The 12997-nt window shown below is 37.5% G+C and carries 16 protein-coding genes; 6 read left to right on the top strand and 10 right to left on the bottom strand.

Features of this window, described 5'->3' with window-relative positions; all coding sequences use genetic code 11:
* Positions 1-173 precede the first annotated feature (173 nt).
* Positions 174-296 (top strand): hypothetical protein, encoded by a 123-nt coding sequence (locus CWB80_RS23120; protein ID WP_283235028.1) that lies wholly within the window; start codon positions 174-176, stop codon positions 294-296.
* A 10-nt stretch (positions 297-306) separates the two neighbouring features.
* Here CWB80_RS23120 and CWB80_RS15930 read toward each other — a convergent pair whose 3' ends face one another.
* Positions 307-1068 (bottom strand): cytochrome P450 family protein, encoded by a 762-nt coding sequence (locus CWB80_RS15930; protein WP_138599583.1) that lies wholly within the window; start codon positions 1066-1068, stop codon positions 307-309.
* A 61-nt stretch (positions 1069-1129) separates the two neighbouring features.
* Complete coding sequence (locus CWB80_RS22575) at positions 1130-1285, bottom strand: hypothetical protein (RefSeq protein WP_171041547.1); 156 nt, start codon at positions 1283-1285, stop codon at positions 1130-1132.
* Between the two features lie 476 nt (positions 1286-1761).
* Between CWB80_RS22575 and CWB80_RS22570 the strand changes: the two genes are divergently transcribed.
* Genes CWB80_RS22570 through CWB80_RS15920 form a run of 3 tightly spaced genes read left to right on the top strand, consistent with a single transcriptional unit; the run spans position 1762 to position 3142 of the window.
* Positions 1762-1932 (top strand): hypothetical protein, encoded by a 171-nt coding sequence (locus tag CWB80_RS22570; protein WP_171041546.1) that lies wholly within the window; start codon positions 1762-1764, stop codon positions 1930-1932.
* A 38-nt stretch (positions 1933-1970) separates the two neighbouring features.
* Positions 1971-2849: a hypothetical protein gene (locus tag CWB80_RS15925; RefSeq protein WP_138599582.1), complete on the top strand. Its 879-nt coding sequence runs from the start codon at positions 1971-1973 to the stop codon at positions 2847-2849.
* 38 nt (positions 2850-2887) lie between these two features.
* Positions 2888-3142, top strand: coding sequence for a hypothetical protein (locus tag CWB80_RS15920; RefSeq protein ID WP_138599581.1), 255 nt, complete (start codon positions 2888-2890; stop codon positions 3140-3142).
* Positions 3143-3297: 155 nt separating this feature from the next.
* On the opposite strand, the gene CWB80_RS15915 is transcribed toward CWB80_RS15920, so the two are convergent.
* Entirely contained in the window at positions 3298-4875 is a 1578-nt protein-coding gene (locus CWB80_RS15915) for an ATP-binding cassette domain-containing protein (RefSeq protein WP_138599580.1), read from the bottom strand.
* Positions 4876-5120: 245 nt separating this feature from the next.
* Between CWB80_RS15915 and CWB80_RS15910 the strand changes: the two genes are divergently transcribed.
* Complete coding sequence (locus CWB80_RS15910) at positions 5121-5828, top strand: metallophosphoesterase (protein WP_249362603.1); 708 nt, start codon at positions 5121-5123, stop codon at positions 5826-5828.
* Here the strand turns inward: CWB80_RS15910 and CWB80_RS15905 are convergent.
* The 5 genes from CWB80_RS15905 to CWB80_RS15885 form a co-directional block, all read right to left on the bottom strand.
* Positions 5820-6191: a hypothetical protein gene (locus tag CWB80_RS15905; protein WP_138599579.1), complete on the bottom strand. Its 372-nt coding sequence runs from the start codon at positions 6189-6191 to the stop codon at positions 5820-5822. The two genes, CWB80_RS15910 and CWB80_RS15905, sit on opposite strands and share 9 nt — an antisense overlap.
* A gap of 196 nt (positions 6192-6387) precedes the next feature.
* On the bottom strand, positions 6388-6960 hold the full coding sequence (locus CWB80_RS15900; protein WP_138599578.1) for a MiaE family protein: 573 nt from the start codon (positions 6958-6960) through the stop codon (positions 6388-6390).
* Between the two features lie 45 nt (positions 6961-7005).
* Positions 7006-7638, bottom strand: a complete 633-nt coding sequence (locus tag CWB80_RS15895; RefSeq protein WP_138599577.1) for a sulfotransferase — start codon at positions 7636-7638, stop codon at positions 7006-7008.
* Entirely contained in the window at positions 7635-8540 is a 906-nt protein-coding gene (locus CWB80_RS15890; RefSeq protein WP_054553875.1) for a substrate-binding periplasmic protein, read from the bottom strand. Before CWB80_RS15890 ends, CWB80_RS15895 begins: the two co-directional genes overlap by 4 nt.
* A gap of 1 nt (position 8541) precedes the next feature.
* On the bottom strand, positions 8542-8916 hold the full coding sequence (locus tag CWB80_RS15885; protein ID WP_054553876.1) for an MAPEG family protein: 375 nt from the start codon (positions 8914-8916) through the stop codon (positions 8542-8544).
* Positions 8917-9035: 119 nt separating this feature from the next.
* On the opposite strand from CWB80_RS15885, the gene CWB80_RS15880 reads away from it, so the two are divergent.
* Positions 9036-10388, top strand: coding sequence for a DUF2254 domain-containing protein (locus tag CWB80_RS15880; RefSeq protein ID WP_138599576.1), 1353 nt, complete (start codon positions 9036-9038; stop codon positions 10386-10388).
* Positions 10389-10394: 6 nt separating this feature from the next.
* Here the strand turns inward: CWB80_RS15880 and CWB80_RS15875 are convergent, their stop codons facing one another.
* Both CWB80_RS15875 and CWB80_RS15870 read right to left on the bottom strand, forming a co-directional pair.
* Entirely contained in the window at positions 10395-11111 is a 717-nt protein-coding gene (locus CWB80_RS15875; RefSeq protein ID WP_138599575.1) for an SIMPL domain-containing protein, read from the bottom strand.
* Between the two features lie 133 nt (positions 11112-11244).
* A complete protein-coding gene (locus CWB80_RS15870; protein ID WP_138599584.1) occupies positions 11245-12939 on the bottom strand; it encodes an NAD-dependent malic enzyme in 1695 nt (564 codons plus the stop codon).
* Between the last annotated feature and the right edge of the window lie 58 nt (positions 12940-12997).

Raw genomic sequence — 12997 nt, 5'->3', positions numbered from 1 at the left:
AGCGCCAATTACTTGGCCGGTTAAATGGTCAACAAAATTGATCCACCCGAGAAAACCAATTACCGTTAATGTGTGCTATTAGTTACGCTTACCATTAACTATGACTGGTTCTACAACAAACTGTTCGTAATTACGAAAGCCATGTAGATGCCCTACAAGCTCAAATTGAACACTTGTATGATTTAGTTGAAGCCAGTGAAACGCTTAAAATCATTGGTAATGAATTAATCAAAATGGGTGATCAGCTTGCTCTAAAAGATATTGTTTTGAAGTATGGAGATAAAAAAACAGCATAAAGAAAGGCCACTATTTATGTGGCCGATTTTTAAATTCATTTATTAAATTTACTAAGTCAATTGTTGATCTGAAACTTGAAATATCTTCTATAGGTATTAACATTTTACCTTCTTTAGATAAAATACCTGTAACTTCGTACAATTCTTGTTTTCCACTAATTTGGTAGCAAACTTTAAAACCACCAACTATCCAAAAAATTGATAAGCTTGTCTCTTGCCTCTCCATTCTTTCAACTTTGAAATTAGACAAGATCCTTCGGAGCATGTCATCTGACAAAGTTTTAGATTCATCACGGATTTTGATTAAGTGAATCTTTAAAAGATCATCAATTCGACATTCAGGGTTTTTTATTTTTAATGTGTTTTCATATATACAATCAGCTAAGAATTTATTTAGAGTTGCAAGGCCTATATTTTTAAATTTTTGTGATACTGATACCCGCCATAAAATACTAGCAAAATAGAGGTAAAGCTTTTTGTAATCATATTCAAAATGAAGTCTATCATCCGTGATTTTTACAATCTTCTTTGTGTTTTTTAATATTCTAGTACCGTATTGCTCATAGTTGGTATTTAGTAAATTTTCACAGCTAGCGCAAAGTAGATACTCTTTTTTATCACCATTCGTAAGCAAGGCCGATTCATTCCCCTCAATAACTTCAATAACTTGACTGGAATTCCCTTTGATATACTTATAATAAGACCGAGGTATTATATGAGAGCCACTAAGGTCACTTTCCTTATTGCAAAGTTTACATGTTCCCGTGGGCATTCTGAAATTCCTTTCTAACAATAAATAAAAGCCGCAAAATGCGGCCTAATTTAATAATGTTTTATTTAAGAGCATCTGTCAAAGCGTTAACCAATTCATCATCAAGCTTATTCTCAGACTTGCTTGCTAAGTGCTTAGCCGTTGCTAGGCAGATTCGTTTTATAAATGCTTCGGTTAGCAATTTGGCTGCTAAATATTTACCTAATGTGGCTATCATAATTTATCCTGTAGTTTCGTAATATCTTCACCGTTTTTTTAATTACTTGTTTTATCTAAGTAATGTCTGTTTTTACCGGGCAACGGTGGCGAACGCGCAACCAATCTGCACGATTACAATGAAAAGTAAGTTTATTGAGTTTGCATCGACTGTCCTGCCCTACCCTTATCTTAAGATATTAAGAGAAATAAACTAATGTGCCCTTTATCTGAAGTCCGATTGAATAAATAATTGATAAAATAGTAAGTTTTTTAAGTGACATGAGCTCTACTTTTGATAGCTTTGTCAATGATATGAAAAAATACAATTAAAGCTTTGGTTAAATAATTATAAATTTCCCATTGAATTATGATAATTATTGAAAGGGATCGTTTTGTGGATTATATTACTAACAAGTCACATATTTTTGTTGTGACTGTCACACAGGAATTGATGACAAAGGCTATTAAGGGAACACTTCCCTGAGGAGGTGACAAATGTTTGATTCTATTAAAAAATTCTTTACATATAAACCAAATACTGATGAAATCAAAGTTAAGGTTTCAGGTGGTAAGTATTTTATAGCTGATTTAAACTCACTTTCGAAAAGTGAAGTTGTCAAGCAGCAAGTAAAGCAAGCTAGGTCTTATGTAAAAAGAGCTAGTTGAGGAAAGCGCCTTAGTGGCGCTTTTTTTATAGGGAAATTATGATTAAACCTACAGTTATTTTTATTATGGTTATCACTATTGCTGGCCATATCTACAGAAAGACTAACTATAAATTATACCCAAAATACGAGGCATCAGAGGGTTATCATACCTTTTTACTTGCAGCGTCAACTGGCATGTTGCTTTTTGTGTTTTCATATATTTTTGTAACTGATGTTTCTCATTATAGTTTTGCCAAGTCTATAGGAGCTTGGTTTAGTTCTAAATTAAGCATCCTGACTCCTTCTGTTGGTCAAAATTTTGAAATTGTTAATTTAATTTCAGTATTATTCTTCACAATTGTTTTCAGTTGGCTTGTGCCTAAACTTAAACTCTTTGTTGCTTCTTTCCGAGAAGACTCACCTCTTTACAACAGTTGGAAGGCAGCCGCGAGAAAAGATTTAACTCCTGAGTTCACTCATTTAGCATTTAATTCATGGGAATACGGATTACCCGTAGCTTTAACTCTATCTAATAATAAAGTATATATAGGTTATATTTCTGAAATTGGTATTGATAGCAATGATATACATTTGCTGCCAATTTTAAGTGGCTATCGATGTGATGATACAAAGGATCTTGTATATCTGATTGATTATAGCCCTGTAATTAGGCATATCCTTGAAGAGGAATGTACTGAAAGTAATGGAACAATAGATGCTGATTTAGCTAATGAGGAACTCGATAATGATGACTCATCGAGTACAATAGAGCCTAATGATATTTATAAAAAGTTTGCAATTGCAATACCTCACCGAGAAATAATCCATGCAAACTTACATGATACAAAATATAAGAAACACTTTGATCGCTTCAGATATGATCGAAGTGAAGTAAAGGCTCAAACAGTTAAAATAAACTCAGAATTGATAAAGTAATTTTATACTCTCATATAAGCCCATATAAGATTTTCTAGGTGGAATCATTTGCTTTCATTAGTGGTATGGACTGCATATCACTACGCACAGCAACCCCCCTCACACGCCATATGGGCAATTTTAGAAACTTTATTACTGACCGTTTTGGTAGTGAAACAGCAGATAAAGTAGTACACGAATACGAATCAGAGAGGCTAAATGAAGAAACCATTTCGGAAATTCACCTCCCCCAATTAAACGCCCTAGCAACACCCTGCGCTATTTCATGCAGCACAACAAAAGAAGCGCCGTAGAAGGTAGCCCATACTGGAATGATGATAAAATCGAGGGTTGAAGTAGATGATGAAACGGCGACTTATTGGTAATTTGTAAGCCAAGGGTAAATTCAATATCATCAATTGTAGTTTACCTACAACCACCCTAGCACGCTTATTTGTAAATGACTATTTTATAAACCAATTTGCCTATTACAGCCGATACTTTCTACAAAGTATTTATTATGGCTTACGAGTATAAACCCGCCTTTAAAGCTCTGTAATGACTGAGCCAAGAGCTGTTTTGATTCTAGGTCGAGATGATTATCGGGCTCATCGAGTAACAAAAATGCGGTGCTTTCACTATTACTGACAATACACATGGCGAGCTTCATTTTCTCGCCACCACTCAAAAGTGCGGCATATTTAAAAACAGCGTCTTTTCTAAAGCCGATACTAGCAAGTAGAGTACGCGCGGTGATCTCATCTAGGTTTTTACAGTAAGTCATCACATTTTCAAGCAGGGTTAGCTCGTTGTTTATTAATGTAAAATGTTGGTCTAAATAATAGAGTGCTTGATTGCAATGTAACTGCCCTGCTTTTACTGGTATGTCGAAAATAAGCGTTTTAAGTAAGGTTGATTTACCAGTGCCATTTGCGCCCGCTAAATGAATTTTATCATCACTGAACACCTGAAAATTAAGCGGCTTTTTTGTGCCATGTGCTAATGCAACGTTCTCCAGGCTAAGTACTTTATGGTGCTTAGCTGTATCTGATTGCACTAAATAAAATTTCTGCGCTTTAGTTTGTTCAAGCTTGCTAGAAAGTTGTTGCTTATTACGAATGAGTTCACCTTCTCGCTTAGCGGCGTTTTTACTTTGAGATGATAAATTAGCGCTGGCTTTGTCTTTTTTAGCATCCATCAACACTTTAGGCTGACTGCCTAATTTTCTTAGGGCTGCGCCATGACTTGCTCGCTTTTGTGCTTTTTGCTTTTGTAATTGCTCTGTTTTTTTGAGATTTGTTTGCTGCTTAACAACGTGATTTAATTTATTTTCAAGGGCAGCAACTTGCTGCTGCTTTTGTATTTGGTACTCAGAAAAGCGCATACCATATTGTGTTAAACCAAGGGTTGTTAGCTCCCAAACTTCATGGGCTTGTTCTAATAATTCTTGGTCGTGACTTATTAGTAATAATTGCCCTTTAAAGCTTTGTATTTGCTTTATAAGCCAGCTTTTGCCTTTTGCATCTAGGTGGTTTGATGGCTCATCCAGTATTAAAATGTCGGGCTTTATGCAGGTAAATAGTGCCCAAAGCTTTAATTGGCTAAGCTGACCACCACTTAAATATTTGCTTAATGAGTTTGGGGTTTTGTTGTTTATGCCAAGCCTTACAAGTTCTGCATTAAAGCGCTCTGGTAAATCCCAATTGCCTTCAAGTAAAGATAAATTTTGTTCTGTAACTTGCCCTTGGTTTATAGCATGAAGGGCTTTAAACACAGGCTCTAGCCCTATAGCCTCAGCAATTGTTTGGTTATCAGCCTGATTTACATCGTTCATTTGTCGGTAAAAGCCAAGGGTTGAATTACAAACAACCGTACCAGAGCTAGGCTCTTTTTGCTTAGCAAGTAGTGATGCTAAAATTGATTTACCGCAGCCGTTCCTGCCGACTAATGCGGTGACTTTAGCAGTGAGCGAAAATGAAAGGTCGTTAAATACAACATCGCCATTGCCATGTTGGTAACATAAATTAAAAGCTTGAAGTTGTGGCATAGTGCCTCCTGTACTACAGGGGCATAAGCGCTTGATCACACGAAAAGTAATATTATAAAAGTGATAGTGAGCAACGCCTACTAACCCTGTTGGTCCAAAAAGATAAAAATGAAATTGGATAACAGGTTTAGTTGTTCATGTTGGCGGTAACTCCTAAAAAGTGAGGCTAGATAATAACCACCCTGTGCTCAAATAGCAACGAGTTATGATAGTCTTAAATTATTAGCTGCTTAAAGGAATGTATTTTGAATTTAGTTAAAAGCCCTTTTGCCTCGCAAAACCCCATTCAAGTTAAGATGCAAATTAATGAAAGTAAACGTGTATTTGTTATTGGCGATTTAGATGCAGATTTAACTAAATTTGAACAGGCGCTTTGCTCTGTTAATTTTAATCCAAGCGAAGATATTTTGTTTTCACTGGGTGATGTGATTGATCGAGGTGAGCACAGCATTGCGTTACTTGCACGTTTTAAAGAGCTTGGTGTTCATATGTGCCTTGGGAACCATGAGCATATGTTGCTTGAGTCATTACTTGCAAAGGATAAAGGTTACTACCGTTTATGGGTTGAGAATGGCGGCCGTTGGCATTTAAATGCAACTGATGAAGAGCTCGCATTTGTCTGTAAGCAGCTACTTAACTGCCCGCTTTCTTACTATGTTGAATACGGCAAAATTAAAGTTGGTTTATCACATACAACACATGCGGATTGGGATTGGCAAAATCCTACTCAAGATATACAACAAGCGATTGGCGCTTTGCTTTGGGATAGAAGCTTAACCAAAGAGAAAAAAGCGCAAATAAATCCAAGTATCGATTTTTCTGTGCATGGCCATAACACGACCCCAAAGCCCTATTGGCTTGGCAATAGTTACCATCTTGATACCAATTATCTCAGCGGTAAGCCCACCATTGTAGAGCTTAGCACGCTGATAAAGCAGTTTTCCTCAATGTAAACTTTCCAGTCGTTCGACCGTTTTCTCTTCAAGGTATTTTTTGTAAGTTAGCCTAGCGTGCCACAACTGCTCATCTGTTTCTTGAATGTAGATGATTGGGCCAGCAGTTTTGCTTGCCAGGCTAGTTAGTTTACTGTATTCACGCGTATCAATTTTGCCATCGCTAAAGTAGCTTTGTGCGGTATGTAGAAATTCATCGTCTTTATAAATATCACTATGCCAAATAAGCGAGCGATACATACTAGCAGTTATTTCGGTTGGCTTATCGTTTGAACGAAAGAGCTTCACTTCGGTATAAATAGAATTACTGGTGAATACAATCCCTATTAACGACAACGTCGTAAGAGTCATCATCCATTTCATGCTCTATTCCTCTCAGTTAGGTACTAATTTAACTATAGGAGAGAAAGATGAATGTATGCTGTTTATTTAATCAATTAGAATTAGCGTAACTATTTGCAGGATACTTAATTATTGTTTTTAGTCCCTAATTTACTGCTTTGGGGTTTAAACATAAACTTGTGTATTAGGCTAAAAGGTCTAATACACAAGCATCAAATTAATGAAGCGCTGCTGTAAATGGAATATTTTTACAGATTTCGGCTTCTGCGATAAGGATTTCTTCAAGGCGTGTATCAACCTCTTGCTTATCGAAATACTCGTAAGCAAGTTCAACGAATAAGTTTTTATGTTTTTCTTCTGATTTTGCAATCGCGACATAAAACTCTTTTTCTTTGCCTGCAGGTAAAGCTTCTGCAACAAGCGAAAAGCGCTCGTGTCCGCGTGCTTCAATAACGCCTGCTACTAATAAACGGTCCATCAAGAATTCATCACGACCATTTCTAAATACCGCACGAATTTGTTTAATGTAAGGATCTTTTTGGTCATTGCCAAGTAATACATCACGTTCCATTAATAGCTTTAAAACTTGTTTAAAGTGGATCATTTCTTCCAGTGCTAAGTCTGTCATGGCTCTAACAAGCTTACGACGATCTGGGTAATGAGAAAGCATAGACATAGCCATACCAGAAGCTTTTTTCTCTGCTGCAGCATGATCTTGTAAAAAGGTATCGAAGTCAGCTAAGACACCTTCTGTCCATTCAAATGGCGTGTGGTATTTCAATTCAAACATGATGAGGAACAACTAAACTTATGATTGCGGCGATTTTAACGTATTTTACGTGTGATTATAACCAAGAGATTTATCAATTTTACCACTTCGGGTCGATGACACTTTATCTGGGTGTTTTATGTCATTCCACGCTGTGACTTTGCCACCCATATTCAGCTGTTTAAAGCTAATTGGCTGCTGAGTGTTTAAAAACTGCTGAAGTAATTGCGGGCTGTTTGAGTCTGCTACATTAAGCGTTAATAACTGGTTTGTACGCCGTTTAAAGTAGTCTGCCACTTGCTGTTGGTGACGCTGATAACACGCTGTTAAGTATTCATCAGATTCTAACTCAGCCAAGCTATACTGACCAAACACATCAAAATAACAGCGCTTTAAATGGCTATTAAAACCACCATCAGGGCGCATTAAATTAGTGTGCATGCGTGCTAATAACTGCCTTATAGATGGCAACCATTTAGTTAAATCGCGCTCGAGGTTGATAAAACGGCTATTTGCAAAGTGCTCATCAAGCAAGGCGTATTCACTAAAAACTGGAGTATCAGCAATAACATCTGCACTTGTAATAGCTTGTTGGGTATAGGCTGTGTGGGCGGTTTTAAAACCGAGTTGTAAAAAGCTGTTACAGATACTAGTTGTGCCGGTTCGTGGTAAACCGATTATAAAAATTTTAGAGCTCATGGCACCTGATCAAATGCTAACCACAGCGATTTGTCGTTGACTGGGGTTAACCTTGGTAAATCATAATTGTGCAATTCTATAACAATTTTGTCGTGTAGGTGGGCGTTTTTTATAAAGTTTCCGTTGTACTTAAAAAATAACTCGTCAAATTCACCACTTTGCTGCATAACCTTAATCCCCTGAGAAACGGCTTTAGCAATATTAGTATTATGTTTATTAAAAAAGAAATAGATTGGGCTTTTGTATTTGAGCATTAGATGCGGCAGAACGACCAACGGCATTCCTTCTTTAAAATACGCAAGTTCATCTTGGATCTCTAATACTGAACGAGGAAATAAATCCCCCCTTCCTCTATCTAACATTACAAACAATGATTCAAAGTCCATTGCCGTTGCCACTGTTAAACCGTTACTTGTTAGAATTCGTGTATCTGGCCAATCTGCACCCTGAACTAAGTTAATCGATTTTAAATCATCAAGAGATTTTAGCTGTTTCAACCTCGGTAACTTATCTTCTGTAGTAAACATTAATCGCCAACCAAACAAGCCTTTAAATATAGGAACTCGTAGAGGGAGCAAAGTGTTTTCACGCTCTTGGTTTGTCATGCTCCAAGTAACATTGATAGATCCAGTCGTTTCAATTTCTTTTAAAACACGATTTTGGCTTAATAATTCAGGTGCGGGTGATAAGGTAAACTTATAACCACTTCTTTTTAAAGCTGTACGAAGAAGTATTAAAGGATAAAGTACTTCTTCGTCTAAGCTATCCATTGTTTTAGGATAAACAACATGTAAAGTGGTTGGTGGTGTTACGCGATTTTTCTTGGCATTAATTGTTTTTACATTGGCAAATAAACAAGTTGAAAATAAGAACAACAAACATGGAAAAACAATTTTTAGCATATCAGAAAACCTGTGTAACTAATAACATCACAGCGCTAATCAAAATAGTAATGAAAGTAAGCATCATACCTAATACACGTAATTTCATCAGATTATCAGCAAGTGCGTAACTATGACAAAAACGACCAGCAACCAGCATTGCACCTAAAATATAGCAATAATGGCTTGGGAGGCCTTGGTACTCTAATAAAAATAGCAGGATCAACGAAAAAGGCACATATTCAATGAAATTTGCATGAGTTCGTATAGCTGCTTGTAGGCTTTCGTCTCCCCCGTCACCAAGTGAAATGCGTTTTGCTCTACGTAGTTTGATCACGCGAAAGCTAAGTTGAATGTATAAAATGGCCAAGATGGCAGCAAACGTTGAAACAATCACAGTTTTTCCAATTTTTATTTAAAGTTAGACGCTTAGCATAATTTATTGCTAGGCTGTTAAGTAAGTAGTTAGGTTAGCTCAGTATGATATTTAATGTCTAACAGTTCTTAAGGAAGTGCATGTTTACGCCAAGAAAAATCGCCGATAACTACCGCGAAATGATCAGTAGTATCGGATTTTACCCATCAATGCTCTCTGTGGTGTTTTTAGTTTTTGGATTAATTACTACTGCGGTCGAGTACTCGTCATTATCAATGGAATTTAAAAAGCTGATTGGTGTGTTATTGGTCGATAGCGAAGAGAATGCCCGTACCATCCTCAGCACGCTTGCCGGCAGCATTATATCATTAACGGTTTTTAGTTTTTCTATGGTTATGGTGGTGCTTAATAGTGCTAGCGCCAGTCTTTCGCCGCGTGTGTTGCCGGGCCTTATTACCCGTAAGTCGCACCAATTAGTACTGGGGTTTTATCTTGGTAGTATTATCTACACCATATTAATGCTGATAAACATACGTACCATTGGTGATGGAGATATGGGTATTCCATCACTTGGTATCTTCTTTTCATTGGTGTTTGGTTTAATTTCGCTTGGTTTTTTTGTGTTTTTTATTCACTCAATTTCAAAAGCAATTCAAGTCGATAATGTACTAAACGACTTATTTAAAAATACCAAAGGCGAGCTTAAATGCATAATTGACATGCAACAACAAAATCCTGTTGAGCATTTTCCTGAGTTTAATGACTGGCATAGTGTTAAAAGTAAAACAGAAGGTTACTTTAAAGGGGCACATAGCGATAAGTTGTGTGCGTTATGCCAACAGCACAGTATTAAAATTTATATTTCGGTTAAACAAGGCTTCTTTACAGTAAAGGGATACCCGTTTTTAAAGTGTGATACGGACTTATCTGACAAACCTGAACTGGTAGAACAATTACTAGACTGCTTTATCTTTTATATCGAAGAATATATTAGTGACCATTACCGCTACGGTATGACACAAATTTCAGAAATCGCTGTTAAAGCTATGAGCCCGGGTATTAACGATCCCGGTACTGCGGTAAAAGCCATAGATATGTTGAGTATTTTACTGATATTGCGCTTAGATATTTACGATGTGAACTACTCGCTTAAACGTTGTGAGAACAATCAACCTCACCTGTTTATTCACGAAACCTCATTCGATGAGCTGCTGCATGATAACTTCACACCAATTCGTAACTACGCAAAAAATGACGCCTATGTAATGGTTAACGTGCTTGAGGCATTTAAAAACATATTGTTTAGAGCATCTGATAACAATAAAGCAACTGATAGCCTATTTGTTTATTTAGGGGCAATTATTGAAGATATAGATAAGCATATTAGTAATGAGTACGACCGTGAGCAGATCATTAATATGCTAAAAGCGATTGCTCGTATTTCAGAGCAACAAAGTGAAAAATTGCTGGCAAGGTTTGCCAGCAATCAATAAGTTAACTTAGTTTTCGATTAAATAAACCGCATAGCTGCTTGCGGTAATCGTAAGCTCACCACCATTGTATGCATCAGGTACATAGTTATCTGGTGCAGCTTCTGCCATAACCATTTTGCTGGCACGCATATAAGGTTTGTTACCTGTATCAAGTGGGCTACTTGAAGCTGTATAAAGACCTTTAAGCTCTACCCCATAGTCATTGGCAAATTCTTTCGCTGCAGCACGGGCATCTTTAATGGCTAGCTTTTGCGCTTGCTTTTGTAGCTCTTCGTACTTACTTGATACAAATTGCGTTTGATTAATTTCATTAATGCCCGAATTCACTAGTTGCTGAAGCATAATTGGGTATTTTTTTATATCAGTTAAAGTTACAGACAGGCTACGCGTTACTCTATAGCCTACAAACTCTTGCTTACCCGTTTCACGGTTATATTCTGTTTGGCGATTAATCGAGATATTAGACGCATAAATGCCCTTTTCTTCTACACCTTGGTTTTTAGCGAGCTTAATCGCTTTCGCCATGGTTGCATCGGCTTTGTTTTTCGCGGCAATTAAATCTTTATCTACTTCAACAATACCTACCGTTAGTTTAACGTTATCAGGGATCGCTTTAACCGTTGCATTACCTTGAATATAAATATGTGGCGCATCAGGTGTTGCTTGTGCTAACACATTAAAACTAAGTGCTGCCGCCATAGCGGTAAAAACTAACTTACGCATAATACTGTTCCTTAATTTAAAACTCCGTTCATTATCACCTTAAAGGGTTAATTGAATATGAACAAGCCATTTTACAGATATAAAAAAACAGGCATAAAAAGCCTGTTTTTTCATTCACTAAAAGCGTTATAGCTTAGATACTACGGCGCTTGTAGTTGCGATATTCTGGAAGCCAGTAGTTTTTCTCGATTGCTGCCCATAGCGCTTCATCGCTCAGCTCTAGTGCAACACCTTCTTCCATCGCTTTTTTCGCAACCGCAAAAGCAATACGTTTACTTAACGCTTGGATTTCCGTGAGTGCTGGTAATAAGCTGCCTTTACCAGTGTTTGCACGTGGTGAAGACTCAGCCAGTGTTTCACTTGATACAATTAGCATTGCATCTGTAATACGTGTAGCTTTAGCAGCAATTACGCCTAAACCAATACCCGGGAAAATATAACTGTTGTTACATTGTGGGATTGGGAATGTTTGGCCGTTATAATCAACCGGATCAAATGGACTACCAGAAGCAACAATCGCTTGGCCGTTTGTCCATTCAATAACATCAGAAGGAAGTGCTTCAACTTGCTTAGACGGATTACTTAACGGGAAGATAATCGGTTGTGGGCAAGATGCGTGCATTGCACGAATAACCTGTTCAGTGAATAAACCAGGTTGGCCAGATACACCAATTAGAATGTCTGGTTGCGCACAGTGCATTACATCTAATAATGATGCGTACTCACCGCTGTAAGTCCACTCACTTAAGCCATCTTTAGATTGGCAAAGTGCTTGTTGGAAATCACGTAAGCCTTCCATACCTTCCGTAAGTAGACCAAAGCGGTCAACCATGAAAATTTGCGAACGCGCTTGCTCATCGCTAATGCCTTCAGCAACCATAGTACTGATAATTTGCTCAGCAATACCACAACCTGCAGAGCCTGCACCAACAAACACCACTTTTTGCTCAGAAAGCTTCGCGCCTTTAACACGACATGCAGCAAGTAAAGAACCTACAGTAACCGCAGCAGTTCCTTGAATGTCATCGTTAAAGCTACAGATTTCATCACGGTAGCGTTTTAGTAATGGCATGGCATTTGGTTGTGCAAAGTCTTCAAACTGAAGTAAAACACTTGGCCAACGACGTTTAACGGCTTTGATAAATAGATCTAAGAATTCGTCATATTCTTCTTGCGAAATACGCTTATGGCGAGCACCCATGTACATAGGGTCGTTAAGTAGTTTTTCGTTATTCGTACCAACATCAAGCATCACTGGTAACGTATATGCAGGGCTAATACCACCACACGCTGTATAAAGTGATAACTTACCAATTGGAATACCCATACCACCAATACCTTGGTCACCTAGACCAAGAATACGCTCGCCGTCAGTCACAACGATTACTTTTACTTTGCCTTTAGTGGCATTACGTAAAATATCATCAATTTGGAAACGATCTTCATAAGAAATAAATAGACCACGGGCACTGCGGTAAATGTCTGAGAACTTTTCACAAGCGTCACCTACCGTTGGCGTGTAGATAATAGGCATCATTTCTTCAAGATGATCACGCACTAAACGGTAGTAAAGTGTTTCGTTGTTATCTTGAATAGCACGTAGGTAGATGTGCTTATTTAAATTATCGCTAAAGCTTGAATACTGCTGGTAACAACGCTCAACTTGTTCTTCGATCGTTTCATAACGCGGTGGCAGTAATCCGGCTAAGTTGAAATTTTCCCTTTCTTTTTGTGAAAAAGCACTGCCTTTATTTAATAGTGGCGTTTCAATCAGACCTGGGCCTGAATAAGGAATATAAAGATAATTTGGATCGGTATTTGTAGTCATATTTCCAAGCTTTGATGCGTCATAATTATGACCTGACATTATTACTCTTGAAGGCGAA

Source organism: Pseudoalteromonas sp. S1650 (assembly GCF_005887195.1).
In the GTDB taxonomy this organism is placed as follows: Bacteria; Pseudomonadota; Gammaproteobacteria; order Enterobacterales; family Alteromonadaceae; genus Pseudoalteromonas; species Pseudoalteromonas simplex.
This window is presented reverse-complemented; position numbering and strand designations above follow the sequence as displayed.